Below are 16,647 nucleotides of genomic sequence, written 5' to 3'. Positions count from 1 at the left end.
AAAACGGATATTTGCGTAATCCGTCAAAGAAAAAGCCCCTGCATGCCAGCATGCAGGGGCCTCGGTTGAAAAGCCTGAAAGCTTTTATTCCACCTTGGGCTTCCGCGGCGTTCTCTTGCGCGGCGCTTTGGGCTTTGCCGGGGGGGTGTCCTGGATGTGCAGGAAGGTGAGTGTCTCCGTCCCGTCCGTTTCCACGGCTTCAATTTTATCGCCGGGTTTCACGTCTCCCCTCAGCAGGGATTCCGCCAGCGGGTCTTCCAGCAGGCGTTCGATGGCGCGGCGCATCGGGCGTGCGCCGTACTGCGGGTCGTAGCCGTTCTTGATGATCAGGTTCAGGGCTTCCGGACTCAGGGCCAGCGTGATGTTCTTGGCCTTGAGACGGGAGATGAGCTTGTCCGCTTCCAGATGCACGATGCGTTCCAGGTCATCCCGTTCCAGCATGCGGAAGACGGAAATGTCATCAAAGCGGTTCAGGAATTCCGGGCGGAATTGCCTGCGCGCTTCTTCCAGAATCTTTCCCTTCATGGCGGCGTAGTCCGCGTTGTCGGCGGCCATGGCGCCAAAGCCCATGGCGCTCTGCCGCTTGGCGGAGGCGGCCCCCACGTTGGAGGTCAGGATGATGATGGTGTTGCGGAAGTTGATCTTGCGTCCCAGGGAGTCCGTCACGCTTCCTTCTTCCAGAATCTGTAGAAGCAGGTTCATGACGTCCGGATGGGCCTTTTCCACTTCATCAAAGAGGATGACGGAGTAGGGCCTGCGCCGGACGGCTTCCGTGAGCTGGCCGCCTTCGTCATGGCCTACGTAGCCGGGAGGAGAACCGATGAGACGGGACGTGGTGTGTTTTTCCATGTATTCGCTCATGTCCACCTGAATCAGGGCGTCCGCGGTGCCGAACATGATTTCCGCCAGGTTGCGGGCCAGATAGGTTTTGCCCACGCCGGTGGGGCCCAGGAAGAGGAATGAGCCGATCGGGCGGCGCGGATCCTTGATGTCCGCGCGGCTGCGCCGCAGGGCGCGGGCGATGGCGGAGGCCGCTTCATCCTGGCCGATGACTTTGCTTTTCAACTCTTCTTCCATCCGCAAAAGCTTGGCGGTTTCCTTTTCCTCCATCCGGGCCAGAGGGATGCCCGTCCATTTGGCGAGCACGCTCATCACGTCTTCATCCGTTACGGGAACGTAATTGTTCTCATAGGAATTGCGCCAGGTTTCCAGCATGTTCTGAAGTTCCGCCCTGGCTTGTTTTTCCTCGTCGCGGAGGCGGGCTGCTTCCTCAAAAATCTGGGTTTCCACAGCCTTGTCCTTGCGTTCCTTGATTTCCGCAATGCGGGTTTCCATGTCGCTGATGTGGTCCGGGCGGGTCATTTGGGAGACGCGCTTGCGCGCGCCCGCTTCATCCAGGATGTCGATGGCCTTGTCCGGCAGGAAACGGCCCGTCAGATAGCGGTGGGAGAGCCTGGCTGCGGCTTCAATGGCTTCCGTCGTATAGTGCACCTTGTGATGTTCTTCATACTTGGGCTGAATGCCGGCAAGAATCCGGATGGTGTCCTCCACGGAGGGTTCCCCTACCTGCACCTGCTGGAAGCGGCGTTCCAGGGCGGCGTCCTTCTCAATGTGTTTCCTGTATTCGTTGAGCGTGGTGGCGCCTATGGCCTGGAGCTCACCCCGGGAGAGGGCGGGCTTGATGATGTTGGAGGCGTCCATGGAGCCTTCCGCGGAGCCAGCGCCCACGATGGTGTGCAGTTCGTCAATGAAAAGGATGACGTTGCCTTCCCGGCGTATTTCATCCATCACGGCCTTGAGCCGTTCTTCAAACTGGCCGCGGTATTTGGTGCCGGCCACCATCAGCGCCAGATCCAGGGAGATGACCCTCTTGTTGCGCAGGAGCTCCGGAACGTGGCCCTGGGCTATTTCCTGGGCCAGCCCTTCCACGATGGCGGTCTTGCCTACCCCGGCTTCACCGAGCAGGACGGGGTTGTTTTTATTCCTGCGGCACAGGATCTGGATGACGCGCTCAATTTCGGAGGCGCGGCCAATGACGGGGTCCAGCTTGCCGTCCCGGGCCAGCTGGGTCATGTCCCGGCCGAAAGCCTGAAGCGCGGGAGTCTTGGATTTCTGCTGCCTGGAATAGGAGGGGGAGGAAGGCTCGTCCGTCGGGATGGCGGGGGATTCATTTTCCTCTTCGTCGTCATCGTCGTCCGGGATGATGTTGTCTTCATCCGCGTCCATCTGGTATTTGGGGGTCAGCACGTCCAGCAGTTCGCGCCGCGCCTGTTCCAAATCCACGCCGAAGTGGCGCAGAATCTGTCCGGCCACGCCGTCTCCGTCACGGATGAGGCCCAGGAGCAGGTGTTCCGTGCCCACATACGTGTGGTTGAGTTCCTGGGCTTCCCTGTTTGCCATTGCCAGGACTTTGCGCACCCTGGGGGTGTACGGAATGTTGCCTTCCGCCTGGGGTTCCGTGCCCCGGCCTATTTGTTCCTCCACCTGTTTGCGCACGGCGGAAAGTTCCACGCCCAGATTTTCCAGGATGGTGACGGCCACGCCCTTGCCCAGTTTGAGCAGGCCGAGCAGAAGGTGTTCGGTTCCTATGTAATGATGATTGAAGCGGTCCGCTTCCCGGCGCGCATGCGCCAGCACTTGTTGCGCCCTAGGCGTAAAATTATTCATGGATGATTAAAAAATTGGTATGGTTGCATTAATTGCCGGAAAGTTCCTTCCGGATCATATCAGCGCGGATCTGGTCCCTGTGTTCCGAGGTGGTCTGGTCCGTGGTGGACAGGCGCGCCAGATGGGCCGGCTGGATGTTCATGATGGTTTTGTTGACGTTTTTTAATGCCTGGCGGGAAAAGATGTCCAGAGACGCTCCCATCCGGAGGAAGGAGAGCAGCGCCAGCGCCTCCTGCGTGGAAAGCAGAGTGGCGTTGGTCAGGAGTCCGTAAGCGCGGGAAACGCGGTCTTTCACCTGCAGGGAGGATGACTGGAGCAGCCGCCTGCGCGCGTTCCATTCCTGGTGGGCCAGGTCTGAAGTGAAGCGGGTCATGCGTTCCACAATCCGGTCTTCACTGTCTCCCAGCGTGGACTGGTTGGATATCTGGAAAAGGTTGCCGGTGGCTTCCGTCCCTTCCCCGTAAAGGCCGCGGACGGTGATGTTGAGCTGCACGGCCGCCTGAACGACCTGCTGCATCTGTTCGGAGATGACGAGGCCCGGCAGATGCATCATCACGGAGGCCCTCATGCCCGTGCCCAGATTGGTGGGGCAGGCGGTGAGATAGCCCAGCCGCGTATTGTAGGCGTACGGGAGCCTGGCTTCCAGTTCGGAGTCTATTTTGGAAATGGCCCCCCATGCTTTTTTAAGCTGGATGCCGGGCAGGATATACTGCAGGCGCAGATGGTCCTCCTCATTAAAGAGGATGCTGGCATTCTGGCTGCGGGAGATGAGGACGGCGCAGCCTTCCGAACGGGCCGCCAGTTCCCGGGAAATGAGGTGGCGTTCCACCAGCAACTGTTTCTGCTGCTGGGTAAGCCCGGAAAGCTCCGCATAATAGCCTCCTTTCATGACGGGGATTTGGCGCGCTTCTCCGGAAGTGAGCTTCAGCGTTTCCTCCCTCTGCTGGCGAGTGGCCCAGCCGGGAAAGGGCGTGGCGGTCAGATTGCGCGCCAGGCGGATGCGGGAGGTGAGGACGATGTCGTGCTCATCCCGTGATTCCACCATCCATTTGGCGGGGTTGTTGAGTAAGTCGTCAAAGAGCATGTATGTTAATTGGTCGGCGTGCGCAATTGGTTGATTTGATCGCGGAGTTCGGCGGCGCGTTCATAGTCCTCTCTTGCCACTGCCAGGGAAAGCTGTTGTTCCAGATCACTGATGGTTTGGGTTTCCGTTTCGCGTTTTTCGGCCCGTTCCGGCGTTTTCCCGTGATGGTGGGAATCAGGCTGGATCTGGGTAAGAAGCGGGAGGATTTCTTCTTCAAAGACGTTGTAGCATTCACTGCAGCCCAGACGTCCTACGTTTTTGTAATCCTGAAGGGTGAAGGAGCAGATTGGACAGCTTGTGAGGGGCAGGGATTGCAGGGCCGGAATGAGGGCGGAGGGGCTCGCCGCGCCTTCCTTGCCGAATTGGCCCTGAAGGTTCGGGAACAGTTTCTCCGCCAGATCGAAGGCATCTGGATCCAGCAGACCCCGCTCCTGGGCGCATTTGGCGCAAAGGCAGAATTTGGTGGACTTCCCGTTGATGATCTGTGTCAGGAACACCGTTGCCGGTGCAGAGCATATCTCACATTTTTTCACAACCCGCATTATAATGGCGCTCCCTGTGGCGGACTAGTAGTCTGCGTGTCATGGATTGTCATGAAAATGGGCTTTGTTATTGTACTTGGGAAGAATTCTTTCCGCGTTGTTTCAAACGTCCGCACCGTGATGAATACAAATAGGCTGTGCAAAAAATGACGCCCAGAACCAGAATGATGGTGGCGCCCAGATGCCAGCCCAGGGGGAAGGACAGGTAAAAAGCCAGCAGGGAACCCAGCCCTCCGATGATTCCTCCCCCCCAGAAGAGATGGGCCGGCTTGTTGGTAAGCAGGTACACCGTGGCGGCGGGGCCGACAAGCAGCCCCAGTGTCAGGAACGCTCCCACGGCCTGCAGGGAGGAAACGAGCACCAGAATGATCAGGGTGAAGATGCCGTAGCTGATGAGGCGGGAGGGGATTCCCAGCGTGGTGGCGATGTCCGGGTCAAAGAGACAGATCAGGATGGGGCGGCGGAAGAGCAGCAGGAGCAGGACGCTGACGGAGCTGATGGCGAAGGCGATCCACAGGTCGGAGTCGGACAGGCTCATGATGGAGCCAAACAGCCAGTCGTCAATTTTCTGTTGCAGGCCCAGCCTGACCAGCACGATGAAGCCCGTAGCGAAAGCCGTGGTATGCAGGATGGAGAGGGCGGTGTCCTGGTTCAGCCGGGATGTTCGGGAAACGAAGAGGGAACCCAGACCCACCAGCAGGGCGGCCACCACAGCCCCCGTCAGCAGGCTCCAGCGGGTAAGGCCGAAGAGGAGCACCGCCACCGCAATGCCCGGCAGCAGGGCGCAGGAAAGCGTACCGATTTGGAGGGCGGATTTTTTCAGGATTACCAGCCCGCTGACGAAGCCGTTGGCGAAGCCGATCATGACGCAGGCCAGCAGGGACCGCTGCGCGATGGGTTCGCGGAGGAATTGGAGAAAATCGTCCATCATGAAGCTTGGGTTTCCGGTTGGGGGTCCATTCCGTATATCTCCCGGATGCGTGCGGGGGAAAGCACTTCCTTCGGGGGGCCGAAAGCGGCCAGCTCCCGGTTCATCAGCAGGATGGCATCGAAGATATCCGCCGCCGTATTCAAGTCGTGATGGGAGGCGATGACCAGACGCCCTTCCGCCGCCAGGGAATCCAGCAGCCTTCCCAGGGACTGGCTGGCGGGAGCGTCCAGGCCCGTGAAGGGTTCGTCCAGCAGGAGGACATGGGCCTCCTGCGCCAGAGCCCGCGCCAGAAAGGCCCGCTGCTGCTGGCCGCCGGAAAGTTCTGAAATCTGGCGGTCCGCCAGGGATTCCATACCGAGAGCGTGAAGGGACTTTTCCACAATATCCCGGTCATGCCTCCCGAATTTTTTCCACAGGCCCAGGGAAGGATAACGCCCCATTTCCACCAGCGCGCGGACGGTGATGGGGAAGGACCAGTCAACGTCGGAACGTTGGGGCAGGTAGGCTATTTCTCCCGGCGTGTCGTGCAGGGGGCGTCCGTTCCACAGGATTTTTCCGGAATCGGGGCGGATCAGCCCGGCCAGAGCCTTGATCAGCGTGGATTTTCCTGCGCCGTTGGGACCCATCAGAGCCAGCGTGTGTCCGCAGGTGATGGAAAAGCTGATGCCGTTGAGCGCAAGAAGACTACCATAATAAACGCTGAGGCTGTCCACTTCCAGGCGATGGCGGTCCGGGTGGATGGCGTGCGCGCCCCAGCAGATGTGATCCCGGGTGCAGGGTGGGGCTGGGCTGTTCATTTCCATGAGAAGGAGTAGCTGTCGTTCAGGGTAGGGCCGAAGGACCAGCGGGTGGCGGAGACGGTAGGTTTCCCCTCCGGTTCCAGTTCCAGCGTGACGGGGGTGTCCAGCGTGTTTTCCGGCCAGCGGGCGGAAACGGTGAGGATCACGGAGCCGTCTTTCAACGGCAGGCCGCATTCCGTTTCTTCATGCAGCCCGGGCGTTTCTGGCTGCCAGAGAAGGCGGCCGCCGCAGGATATGGAAAGGGCTTCCGGACGGTGGGCGCATCTGACCGTGATGACCGTGGGAACATCCCCGGTTGGCGCCGCAGGGGCGGAATGCGCCGTTCCCTGTGTTCCCGGGGAAGGCGCCGTCATGTTGTAAAGGAAGAATCCCAGCAGGATGACGACTCCCAGAGTGGGAAAAAACTGCCGCAGGGGAGTGCTGGTCATGGTCTGGGAGACGGGGCAAGGGCTTCCTTGATGATGCCTGTGTTTTGTCTGAACATGGATTCGAACGTGTGGCCTTCAGGGGCCAGCCCGTCGGTATTGATTGGCCTGGCAACGGGGATGTTCAGGGATTTGGCGATTTCCGTAAGGCTCTTGGGGTTGGATGAGTATTCCGGGAACAGGGCCTTGACCTCGGCGGACCTCAGCTTGTTCAGCGTGGAGGCCAGCTGGGCGGAGTTGCCTTCGTCTTCACGGCTTATTCCCTGGATGCTGATGCTGCGGAAGCCGAATTCCCGGCAGAAATGGTTCATGGCCGCATGCCCCGTAACCAGGACGCGGTCCTTTTCCGGAATGTCCGCAAGCTCCTTTCTGGCCCAGGAGGAAAGCTGGTCCATCTTTCTGTTCCACCGGGCCAGGCCGGCTTTGTAGTCCTGTTCATGGGCCGGGTCCAGCCGCGTGAGCGTTGCGGCCAGGGTGCGGGCGGCGCGTTTCATATTGGCCGGGGTGTGCCACCAGTGGGGGTCGTTGGGGCCGTGGGCGCAGCAGTCTCCGTCGTGTTCGTGGTCATGGTCTGCGGTGTCTTCTTCCACGGGAACGTCCGGAACGGAGGCTCCAAGATCCAGAATTTGCACATTGCCTCCCAGGGCGTCCTTTAATTTGGGAAGGTACGGCTCCAGGTTTTTGCCGGAGGCCAGCACCAGGCGCGCCTGTCCCGCGGCGGCAATATCCTGCGGCGCGGGTTCAAAACTGTGCAGGTTGCCGTTGGGGCGCAGCAGGTCCGCCACCTGCACGCGGCTGCCGCCAATGGAGCGGGCCATGTCTCCCAGAACGGGGTGCAGAGCCGCGATTTTCAATATTGGGGCATCCTGGGCCTGAAGAGAACAGAACAGGCCCAGAAGACACAGAAAAGGAATCAACATGCGCCGGAGCATGTTCCGCATGATGAACCTTCCCTTCAAGTGATGCAATGGTCAAATTTGTCTTCTAAAGCAGGATGACGCTGACTTTTCAGGGAGTCCGCACGGCTCTTTTTTTGTTTTTCAGCGTTGTGGTGAACTCCTGGCAGGGGAAGGGGGATGCGGCGCCCTTGGCGTCCAGCCCGGCCGGGGTTCCCGTGCGGGCTCCGGGGGCTTTCTTCCACCGGTGACGACGGTCTGATGGCGGAGAGAGGTTTTTTCTTGAGGTGGAAAGTGTTTTCTGGTTCCATTATCGCGCATCATCATGAATGGTTTTCAACTTCTCCAATGTGGCTTGAGCGTGGCGGCCTTTCTGGCCGGTTCCTCCCTGGCGGCGACTCCTGCCGTATATCCGTCTCCCCAACAGTCCAAATTCACCTCCCAGACGGTTGCTTTCTCCGGGAAGCCTTCCGTGACCATACGTTCCGCCAAGACGGGCGGCAGCAAGCTGCTGGATGGGGTTCCGGAAAAATCCGGAGCCTACAAACTGGTGATTTCTCCGCAGGGAAAGGTAGGCATAGGAGCCCATGACGAACGGGGGGCGTTTTACGCCATGCAGACGCTGCGGCAGCTGGGAACGAAGGCCGGCGGAGAAGGCGTGATTTTGCCCGTTGGGGAAATCATAGACTGGCCGGACATTGAATTCCGCGGAACGGTGGAAGGTTTTTACGGCACCCCCTGGAGCCATGAAGCCCGTTTGAGCCAGTTGCGCTTTTACGGCCAGAACAAGATGAACACATACATCTACGGGCCTAAGGATGATCCCTACCATTCCTCCCCCCACTGGCGGGATCCTTATCCTGCGGACCAGGCTACCCAGATCAGGGAACTGGTGAAGGTGGCGAAGGAAAACCACGTGGATTTTGTGTGGGCCATCCATCCCGGCAAAGATATCAAGTGGACGGAAGAAGACATGAACAACGTCATCAAAAAGTTTGAGATGATGTACAAGCTGGGCGTCCGTTCCTTTGCCGTGTTTTTTGACGATATCTTCGGCGAAGGCAAGCGCGGGGACATGCAGGCCCTTCTGCTGAACAAGATCAATGACGAATTTGTCAAGGTGAAGAAAGACGTCACCCCCCTGGTCATGTGCCCCACAGAGTACAACCGCGGCTGGGCCGATCCCAAGCCGGGAACCTATCTGGACATTCTGGGAGACCGTCTGGACCCCTCCATCCACGTCATGTGGACGGGGAACTCCGTTTGCCACGACATTACGCTGGAAGGCCAGCAATGGGTGAACAGGAGAATCAAGCGCCCTTCCTACGTCTGGTGGAACTTCCCCGTCACGGACTACTGCCGTTCCAACCTCTGCATGGGCCGCGTATATGGCCTTGCCACGGAACCGGGGGCGAAGGAATCCATGGGTGGTTTCGTCTCCAACCCCATGGATAAGCCGGAGGCCTCCAAGGTCTCCCTCTTCGGCCTTGCGGATTACTCTTGGAATATCAACGGGTTCAAGTCTGATGAATCCTGGAAGGAGGGAGTCCGGCGCCTGTTCCCGAAAGCGGCGGAAGCCATGCAGGTTTTTGTGAACCACAACTCCGACCAGGGTCCTAACGGTCACGGTTACCGGCGTGAGGAATCCGTGGAAATAGAACCCGTAGTCAAGCGCGTGCTGGAAGCCGCCCGGGAAGGCAAGATTGAGAAGAAGGATACAGCCCTGCTCAAAAAGGAATTTGCCCGTATGGCCGCCGCTGCGCCCGTCATCCGTGCCAGGGCGAACAATCCGCGGCTGATGAAGGAAATAGGCGCGTGGGTGGATGCCTTTGAGCAGCTGGGGCATGCCGGTCAGCACGCTGTAGCGGCGCTGGAGGAAAACAACGCCAGAGAAGCCGTGACCCGGCTGGTGCAGGCTACGCAGGCTCTGGCGGCCATGGATGGAATTTCCCGCCGCCATAACCAGGAAGGGCAGTTGTACCGTTCTGCGGTAAAGACCGGTTCCCGTGTGATGGCCCCCGCCGTCAATGAACTGGCGGATATTGTCTCCAAAAAAGTTTTTCCGGCCATTGCCGGCGCTCCGGCCCTTTCTCCCAAGCCCCTGGTCAAGGGGGGCAGCATGGATAAGGCGGAACTCTTCTGTGACGGGGATCGCGGCTCTTTCTGGCACTCCGGCGCCTACGGCCAGCCGGGCGACTGGTATGGCGTGGACTACGGAATGCCCATCCCCGTGCGGAGCGTGGAAGTGCTGATGGGCCGCAATGACAAGGACGGCGACTATGTAGAAAAAGGGCAGCTGGAAGGCTCCCGCGACCTCGAAACCTGGAAACCGCTGGGGCCGGAAACTTCCGGCATGCAGGTGGTCTGGAAGGCTCCCAAGCCGGTTTTGCTCCGTGCCGTGCGCTACCGCGTCATTGAACCGAAAAAAACAGGCAACGGCCGGTCTGTCTGGACTGCCGTGCGGGAAATAGCCGTCAATACGCCTCCTTCCGCTATGGCTTCCTCCAATGTGGCGGGGCTGGAGGGCGTTTCCGTGCAAAAATCCGATAAAATCGTGCGGATCAACCGCGTGATGGAAACGCATAAGATGAAACCCGGGGAATTTATTTCTCTGCAGCTGGATGGACCCACGGACGCTACCTGGCTGGAAGTCAACCTGGAACGGGATGACGTCAACTCCTGGGCGGAAGTGGTGCTGGACGTGGAAGGCTCTTCCAAGCCCGTAGTCCAGAAGCTGGACAAACAGGGCAAAAACTTCATTGCCAGGGGCAACCAGCTTCCCAAGGGAATCAAGGGGATGAAGCTGGTTAATAAGAGCGGCAGTGAGCAGGATATTGTTCTGAACATGTTCAAATTTGACGTTCCTCCCGCTGACCCCGGCACCAGCCTGGTTTCCCTGAGCGACAGAAACCTGAAAACGGTTTACCGTGCCGACAAGCCGCTGGACGTAGTCGTTCCCAACCTGGACAATCCCAAGGCAACCAAAGTAATCGTGGTGGGATCCGCCGCCTTCGCCATTCAGGCCCGCCGCGGAGAAGGCGCCTGGACGCCGGTCGGCAAGCGGAATGCCGGCCCCGGTGTTTCTGAATTTGCCATCCCTGCCGGAACTTCTGCCGTGCGCCTGACCTATAAGGCTCCCCAGCCGGAGGCGATCATTAATGAAGTCATTTTTTCCTCCCGGAAATAACCGTCTCAGACGCCGCTGGCATCTTACTCCGTCCGGTACGTTCCGGACGGAGTTTTATTTTGAAAGGGACGGGTGCGCTGCGTGCAGACCGTTTCCCGGAAACGGAAGCGGAAACCTCTTTTCTCCGCTTTGGCCGTCTGCTGTGGAAACAACCTTGACCCTGTTGGATGCGGGGCTAAAATACTGCCATGACACCGGGTTTTCATTGGACTCTACGCCCTTCCGTGAAGGAGGATGATCCGGTCTTGAAAGCGTTTCCTGCGGAACTGCCTCTGCTGGTCAAGCAGCTTCTGCTGCAGCGCGGGTTCACCGGGGGAACGGAAACGGAACTCTTTCTGGAACCCAGGCTTTCCCACCTGAGCGACCCTTTCCTGATGGGGGAAATGAGGGTAGCCGTGGACCGCATTTTCCGGGCCGTGGATGAAGGGGAAACCGTGTGCATTTATGGGGACTATGATGTGGACGGAGTTACCTCCGTGGCGCTTCTTCGGGCCATTTTGATGGCTTATGACCTGGATCCCCAGTATTTTATTCCCGTTCGTTCCCGGGAAGGCTACGGCCTCAGCGAGGCCGGCATCAAGCGCTGCCTTTGCGAATGTGCGGACCCTCCCAGCCTGCTCATTACGGTGGACTGCGGCACTTCCTCCGTGAAAGAGGTGGACATGCTCAACGGCCTGGGGATAGACGTCATCATTCTGGACCACCATGAGGCGGGCCCTTTGGGGCGGCCGGACGCGGCGGCGGTGGTCAATGCCAAAATTGAGGAAAACAGCCCGTATACTTATCTGTGCAGCGCAGGCGTCGTCTTCAAGCTGGCGCATGCCCTCCTGAAGGAGCGGAAGCTGAAAACCTTTGACCTGAAACTTTATCTGGACCTGGTGGCCGTGGCTACCGTGGCGGACATCGTTCCCCTGGTGGCGGAAAACAGGATTCTGGTTCGCCACGGCCTGGGAAGGCTGGCTCACAGCCGCCATACGGGGCTCAAAACCCTGACGGAAATAGCGGGCATCCGCCCTTCCGACTCCGTCAACCACGCGGGCTTCCTGAACGCCGCCCACGTGGGGTTCAGGATAGGCCCGCGCATTAATGCCGCCGGGCGCATGGATTCCCCTATGGATGCGTTGGAACTCCTGCTGACCATGGATGCCAGGAGGGCCGTGCAGCTTGCCCAAATGCTGGATTCCCACAACCGCAAGCGGCAGGAGGAAGAGGAGGCCATCCGGACGGATGCGGTGGAAATGCTTCACAACTCCTTTGATCCGGAGCGGGACAACGTTATTGTGCTGGGTTCCCGCGCGTGGCATCCCGGCGTGGTGGGCATTGTGGCCTCCCAGCTGATGAGGCGGTACCACAAGCCGACTTTCGTCATCGCCTTTGATGAAAGCGGCGTGGGGAAGGGCTCCGGCCGTTCCATTCCCGGCGTGTCCCTGGTGCAGGCCATCCACCACTGCGCGGATACGCTGGTTTCCGGCGGCGGCCATGATATGGCGGCGGGGCTGGTGATTGAAGAATCCCGCATGGACGACTTCCGCCGGGCATTCAACCGTTATGTGTCCGAGACCACGACGGAGGAACAGCGCTGCCCCGTACTCAACATTGACATGGAAGTATCCTTCCAGGCGCTGACTCTGGATTTGCTGGACAGCTATGAAAAGCTGGAACCCTTCGGCAACTCCAATCCCCAGCCTCTTTTCATGAGTTCCGACGTTTTTCCCACGGAACCGCCCAAGCGCGTGGGAACCAATCATCTGAAGCTTTTCATGCGTCAGGGCATCGTGGAGCGCGACGCTATTTTCTTCAACGGAGCGCAACGGGAACTTCCCAATCCCCCCTGGGATATCGCTTTTACGATTGACCGCAACGTGTACCGCGGCCGCGCCTCCCTGTCCATTTCCATTCAGGAAATACGTTCCCACCGGGAAATGTAGCCGGTTTTGCAGGAACGTGACCGGGGGCATCAGCATTCCTTTTTCGGGGTAAGCCTATGCATTCCGCCGCTCTTGACAAAACCGTGTCAGCAGGGCATCGTTTATTCCATCTTCTCCGGTTGCGGTGAAGTTATGTTGAAACAAGCAAGATGAACACCCTGTTCCTTCAAGGTCGTCTATTGCTGCTTCTCGGACGGTAGTCCGAGAAGATTCTTGATATGCGCCGGCGGGCCGTTCCGGCGCGAGGGAAGTAAACGGCTGGTCTTGATAGTTGTGCGCAGAAGGAATGGCTCCTTCATCGGAATATTTTTCCGCGCGCAGTTTCCTGAGGAACGAACCCTTAACATGATTATTGTAATGAAAGAACATATACACATTTTTGATACGACGCTGAGAGACGGGGAACAGTGCCCCGGCGCGGCAATGAACGTGGAGCAGAAAATACATGTGGCCATGCAGCTGGAAACGCTGGGAGTGGATATTATTGAAGCGGGCTTCCCCGTTATTTCGGACGGCGATTTCCGAGCCGTCCGGGCCGTGGCGGAATGCACGGAAAAAAGCCGCGTTTGCGGACTGGCCCGCTGCGTGGAAAAGGATATCATTGCCGCCCATGAAGCGTTGAAGGCCGCCGGGGAACGGGAGCGCATCCATCTGGTGGTGGCTACCTCCCCCATCCACCGGAAATACAAGCTGGGAAAAAGCCGGGAACAAATCAGGAACATGGCCGTAAAATCCGTTGCCATGGCTTCCGATTTGTGCGGGGAAGTGCAGTTTTCCGCAGAGGACGCTTCCCGCACGGAGCCGGAATTCCTGGCGGAGATTGTAGAGTCTGTCATTGACGCGGGCGCCGCCGTCATCAATATTCCGGATACGGTGGGGTACACGATGCCGGAGGAATATTTTCGCCTGATTTCCTATCTGAAGTCACATGTTCCCAATGTGGACCGCGTCCGGCTGTCCGTCCATTGCCATGATGACATGGGGATGGCCGTGGCCAACTCGCTGGCGGCCATCCGGGCCGGGGCGCGGCAGGTAGAGGGAACCATCAACGGAATCGGGGAACGGGCCGGAAATACCGCCCTGGAGGAAGTCATTATGGCGTTGCATGCCCGGCGGGATTTCTTTTCCGAAGTGTGGACCGGAATACGAACGAATGAACTGGTGCGCACCAGCCGCATGGTGGCCGCCATGAGCGGCCTGGCCGTTCCTCGTTCCAAGGCCGTAGTGGGGGCGAACGCCTTTGCCCACGGTTCCGGCATTCACCAGGACGGCGTTTTGAAGAACCGGAGCACTTACGAAGTCCTGGATCCGGAGGAAATAGGCTGGGGAACCACGGAACTTCCCCTGACCAAACATTCCGGCAGGCATGCCGTGAACATGCGCCTGCGTGCGTTGGGCCTCTCCGTTCCGGATACGGATATGCCGCGCCTGTTTGAACTGTTCAAGAAACAGGGGGACCAATGCAAGTTCGTGTATGATGATGATTTAGCCGCCCTCGTGGACTCCCTTTAAGAATGAATTTCCGCTGTCCGGAAGTTCCCCACGGAATTTCCGGATGATTGTTGTATTTGTATGGGGAAGCAGAGGCATCTTCAACAGAAGCCTTTTTCTTCTGCACTGAAAAAGGAAATCCCCTGCAAGTTAGAAACTTGCAGGGGATTATCTGGTAGGCCCGGTAGGGTTCGAACCTACGACCAAGGGATTATGAGTCCCCTGCTCTAACCGCTGAGCTACGAGCCCGTTGCAGAACAACGTGGAAAAATGCTAGCAGAATTGGAGGAGGAAAGCAAAGTTTTTATCCTGCAGTAAACGTTTTGGATTGGCGAACGGGTGCGGGAAGCAGGAAAAAACGGGAAGATTCAGACTTGCAGTTTCGTCCAGCTCCGCCCCTTGACGATTTTATAGAGGATGGCGGATTGGACGGCCATTTCAAAGGCGAAGAGTAGCCAGATGCCCCACAGGGTCATGGTTTCCGGTGCCAGCCTGAACCATACCCAGGTGCAGACGACACGGAAAAAGCCCATAATGCCGTAGGAAATGAGCATGACTCTCCGGGTATCTCCCGCGCCGCGCAGGGACATTTTCATCACGATGCAGGCGGCGAAGAAGGGCTCCACCACCAGCATGGTGCGCAGCACGGGGATTCCGGTATCAATGAGAGTCATGCTGCCGTTGGAAAATATCTCCATGAACAGGGCGGGAAAGGCGCAGAAGAGCACTCCCAGGCCCGTCATGAATATGATGGCGTACCGCATGCATTTCCAGATGGTGATGCGGGCCATAAGCGCGTTCCGGGCGCCCAGGTATTGCCCCACGAGCGTGGAAGCGGCCATGCCGATGGCGAAGCCTGGCAGGAAACTGAGCGATTCAATGCGGACGGCGATGTTGTGGACGCCCAGCACGCCTTGAACAGGCAGTTCGCTGATGATGGAAAGGCAGAACATCTGAATGCCCCACATTCCGAAGACTTCCACGGCCTGCGGCAGCCCGATTTTCAGGATGCGCTTCTGCATGCCCATGTCCGGCCGCAGATGGGAAAAGCTGAGGTACAGGGGCGGAGCATAGTGCTCTCCCCGTTCCCGGACGAGTTCTTCCAGGGATTCATTGTTCCTGCCCGTGAAGATTTTTTTTCTGCGCCGCAGCATGATGAACAGGAGGATGCTCATGCTGATGCCGTAGCCGCAGACTGTTCCCGCCGCAATTCCTCCAATGCGCCAGCCGCCCAAAGGAGCGTCCGCAAAGACGAAGATGACGCTGAAGATGACATTGAGGATGCCTACGCTCATCATAATCCAGAAGGGCAGCCGCGTGTCTCCGGAGCCTCGCAGTGCGGCATTGATAGCAAAGACCACGCCGCTGAACGGGGCGGCAAAGGCGGCCATATAAACATATTGCAGGGCGTAGGCCCGGGCGGCTTCATTCATGGTCAATACGTGTGTGACCAGGAAATCGCTGCAGGTGAAGAGAAGGCCGCAGGAAACGACGCCGGCCAGGAGCCCCAGCATGGTGGCCTGGTGCAGGCCATGCTGCGCCTGGGGATAGTCTCTGGCGCCCGTCATGCGGGAAACGATGGCTGTGGCTCCCATCATGATGGCCCCCTGGATAACGAAGCCGAACCACATGATGAAGACGACGGCGCCCATGCCGTCAGAGATGTTGATGGTGTCCTGGGCGTCCACCCCTATCTTAGTGGCGATGAAAAGGTCGGAAGAAGTGACGAAAAAGCTCAACAGCTGCTCCAGGAAAGGCCAGAAAGCAATGACGGCGATTTGCCGGGGCAGGGACAGTCCGGCAAGTTTGCCGCCCAGGCGGGCGCGTGCCGCCTTGCCGCGTATGATTCCTTCTCTTGCGTCCCCCGCACTCATCGCTGAGCCGTGTAAATGCTGGCAATTCCCCCGTTCAGAGGTTCCGCCGTGATGTTGCTGTAGCCGCATTCCCGCAGCAGGGCCTTCATGGCCTGCCCGCAGGGAAAGGCTTCAATGCTGTCCGCCAGGTAGTCGTATGCTTCCCGGTGGCCGGTCATCCAGCCCGCAATGACGGGAAGGATGCGGTGCAGATAAAACCGGTAAGGTCTTTTCAACAGGCTTTCAGGAAGGGAAAAATCCAGAATGAGCAGATGGCCCCCCGGGCGCAGCATTCGGCCCATTTCCCGCAGGGCGTCCGGATAACTGGCCATGTTCCTCAGGCCAAAGGCGACAGTGACCGCATCATAGGAGGCGGAGGGGAAGGGCAGGTTCATGGCGTCTGCGCAAACCAGATGATCCAGCCCACGTCTGGCCGCTATGTCCAGCATGGGCTGGCAGAAGTCGGACCCGGTGAGGCGGATTTCCGGCATCGCGTTCAGGATGGCCAGGGCCAGGTCTCCCGTTCCGGTCGCGAGATCCAGAAGGTTCTCCGGCTTCCATTCGGAGACAAGCTGAACGACGCGCCGGCGCCATAGCAGGTCCACGCCCATGCTCAGCACATGGTTGGTAGCCACATAGCGCGGTGCAATAGCGGAAAAAGCGGCTTTGACGAATTCTGGATTACGCATGCGGAAAGGGCTGGGGATAGTAAAAAAGAGCACCGTAAGTGCTCTTTTTATAAAGGAAAGGGATGGGGTGTCGGACGGGGCTCGAACCCGCAACAACCAGAATCACAATCTGGGGCTCTACCATTGAACTACCGACACCATTTAGTGTTGTGGT

At 58.7% G+C, this 16,647-nt stretch carries 12 protein-coding genes and 2 tRNA genes; 3 read left to right on the top strand and 11 right to left on the bottom strand.

The features are described 5' to 3' along the window. Window positions 1-84: 84 nt before the first annotated feature. The 7 genes from O4G22_RS00305 to O4G22_RS00275 all read right to left on the bottom strand — a co-directional run bounded on the left by O4G22_RS00305 (window position 85) and on the right by O4G22_RS00275 (window position 7,369). Entirely contained in the window at window positions 85-2,667 is a 2,583-nt protein-coding gene (locus O4G22_RS00305) for an ATP-dependent Clp protease ATP-binding subunit (protein WP_306701880.1), read from the bottom strand. A gap of 28 nt (window positions 2,668-2,695) precedes the next feature. Continuing rightward, a complete protein-coding gene (locus O4G22_RS00300; RefSeq protein WP_094136033.1) occupies window positions 2,696-3,751 on the bottom strand; it encodes a protein arginine kinase in 1,056 nt (351 codons plus the stop codon). A 5-nt stretch (window positions 3,752-3,756) separates the two neighbouring features. Further along, window positions 3,757-4,248 carry a UvrB/UvrC motif-containing protein gene (locus tag O4G22_RS00295; protein WP_306701879.1) on the bottom strand — a complete coding sequence of 164 codons (492 nt, stop codon included), beginning with the start codon at window positions 4,246-4,248 and terminating at the stop codon, window positions 3,757-3,759. Window positions 4,249-4,360: 112 nt separating this feature from the next. Next, window positions 4,361-5,224: a metal ABC transporter permease gene (locus tag O4G22_RS00290; RefSeq protein ID WP_306701878.1), complete on the bottom strand. Its 864-nt coding sequence runs from the start codon at window positions 5,222-5,224 to the stop codon at window positions 4,361-4,363. Beyond that, a complete protein-coding gene (locus O4G22_RS00285; protein WP_182916284.1) occupies window positions 5,221-6,021 on the bottom strand; it encodes a metal ABC transporter ATP-binding protein in 801 nt (266 codons plus the stop codon). The genes O4G22_RS00290 and O4G22_RS00285 overlap by 4 nt, the downstream gene beginning before the upstream one ends. Next, window positions 6,018-6,452 (bottom strand): hypothetical protein, encoded by a 435-nt coding sequence (locus O4G22_RS00280; protein ID WP_306701877.1) that lies wholly within the window; start codon window positions 6,450-6,452, stop codon window positions 6,018-6,020. The genes O4G22_RS00285 and O4G22_RS00280 overlap by 4 nt, the downstream gene beginning before the upstream one ends. Next, window positions 6,449-7,369, bottom strand: coding sequence for a metal ABC transporter substrate-binding protein (locus O4G22_RS00275; protein ID WP_306701876.1), 921 nt, complete (start codon window positions 7,367-7,369; stop codon window positions 6,449-6,451). The genes O4G22_RS00280 and O4G22_RS00275 overlap by 4 nt, the downstream gene beginning before the upstream one ends. A gap of 301 nt (window positions 7,370-7,670) precedes the next feature. On the opposite strand from O4G22_RS00275, the gene O4G22_RS00270 reads away from it, so the two are divergent. From O4G22_RS00270 to O4G22_RS00260, 3 genes are all read left to right on the top strand, one after another. Then, the gene (locus O4G22_RS00270; RefSeq protein WP_306701875.1) at window positions 7,671-10,532 is read left to right on the top strand and encodes a beta-N-acetylglucosaminidase domain-containing protein; all 2,862 of its coding nucleotides are present in this window, start codon (window positions 7,671-7,673) and stop codon (window positions 10,530-10,532) included. A 188-nt stretch (window positions 10,533-10,720) separates the two neighbouring features. After that, window positions 10,721-12,460, top strand: a complete 1,740-nt coding sequence (gene recJ, locus O4G22_RS00265; protein WP_094139749.1) for a single-stranded-DNA-specific exonuclease RecJ — start codon at window positions 10,721-10,723, stop codon at window positions 12,458-12,460. 357 nt (window positions 12,461-12,817) lie between these two features. Then, the gene (locus O4G22_RS00260) at window positions 12,818-13,972 is read left to right on the top strand and encodes a 2-isopropylmalate synthase (protein WP_306701874.1); all 1,155 of its coding nucleotides are present in this window, start codon (window positions 12,818-12,820) and stop codon (window positions 13,970-13,972) included. Window positions 13,973-14,124: 152 nt separating this feature from the next. Here the strand turns inward: O4G22_RS00260 and O4G22_RS00255 are convergent. From O4G22_RS00255 to O4G22_RS00240, 4 genes are all read right to left on the bottom strand, one after another. Further along, window positions 14,125-14,200 (bottom strand) — tRNA-Ile (locus O4G22_RS00255). Between the two features lie 119 nt (window positions 14,201-14,319). Further along, a complete protein-coding gene (locus O4G22_RS00250) occupies window positions 14,320-15,825 on the bottom strand; it encodes an MATE family efflux transporter (RefSeq protein WP_306701873.1) in 1,506 nt (501 codons plus the stop codon). Further along, on the bottom strand, window positions 15,822-16,493 hold the full coding sequence (locus tag O4G22_RS00245) for a ubiquinone/menaquinone biosynthesis methyltransferase (protein WP_297545964.1): 672 nt from the start codon (window positions 16,491-16,493) through the stop codon (window positions 15,822-15,824). The genes O4G22_RS00250 and O4G22_RS00245 overlap by 4 nt, the downstream gene beginning before the upstream one ends. 63 nt (window positions 16,494-16,556) lie before the next feature. Then, window positions 16,557-16,631, bottom strand: a tRNA-His gene (locus O4G22_RS00240). Window positions 16,632-16,647 lie beyond the last annotated feature (16 nt).

Source organism: Akkermansia muciniphila (assembly GCF_030848305.1).
In the GTDB taxonomy this organism is placed as follows: domain Bacteria; phylum Verrucomicrobiota; class Verrucomicrobiia; order Verrucomicrobiales; family Akkermansiaceae; genus Akkermansia; species Akkermansia muciniphila_A.
Note: the sequence above shows the minus strand (reverse complement) of the source record. Positions and strands in the feature narration are given on the sequence as shown.

Excerpts from the sequence above, each read along its gene's own strand:
- O4G22_RS00305 (WP_306701880.1), bottom strand. The coding sequence starts at position 2,667 with ATGAATAATTTTACGCCTAGGGCGCAACAAGTGCTGGCGCATGCGCGC.
- O4G22_RS00300 (WP_094136033.1), bottom strand. The coding sequence starts at position 3,751 with ATGCTCTTTGACGACTTACTCAACAACCCCGCCAAATGGATGGTGGAA.
- O4G22_RS00290 (WP_306701878.1), bottom strand. The coding sequence starts at position 5,224 with ATGATGGACGATTTTCTCCAATTCCTCCGCGAACCCATCGCGCAGCGG.
- O4G22_RS00285 (WP_182916284.1), bottom strand. The coding sequence starts at position 6,021 with ATGAACAGCCCAGCCCCACCCTGCACCCGGGATCACATCTGCTGGGGC.
- O4G22_RS00280 (WP_306701877.1), bottom strand. The coding sequence starts at position 6,452 with ATGACCAGCACTCCCCTGCGGCAGTTTTTTCCCACTCTGGGAGTCGTC.
- O4G22_RS00275 (WP_306701876.1), bottom strand. The coding sequence starts at position 7,369 with ATGTTGATTCCTTTTCTGTGTCTTCTGGGCCTGTTCTGTTCTCTTCAG.
- O4G22_RS00270 (WP_306701875.1), top strand. The coding sequence starts at position 7,671 with ATGAATGGTTTTCAACTTCTCCAATGTGGCTTGAGCGTGGCGGCCTTT.
- recJ (WP_094139749.1), top strand. The coding sequence starts at position 10,721 with ATGACACCGGGTTTTCATTGGACTCTACGCCCTTCCGTGAAGGAGGAT.
- O4G22_RS00260 (WP_306701874.1), top strand. The coding sequence starts at position 12,818 with ATGAAAGAACATATACACATTTTTGATACGACGCTGAGAGACGGGGAA.
- O4G22_RS00250 (WP_306701873.1), bottom strand. The coding sequence starts at position 15,825 with ATGAGTGCGGGGGACGCAAGAGAAGGAATCATACGCGGCAAGGCGGCA.
- O4G22_RS00245 (WP_297545964.1), bottom strand. The coding sequence starts at position 16,493 with ATGCGTAATCCAGAATTCGTCAAAGCCGCTTTTTCCGCTATTGCACCG.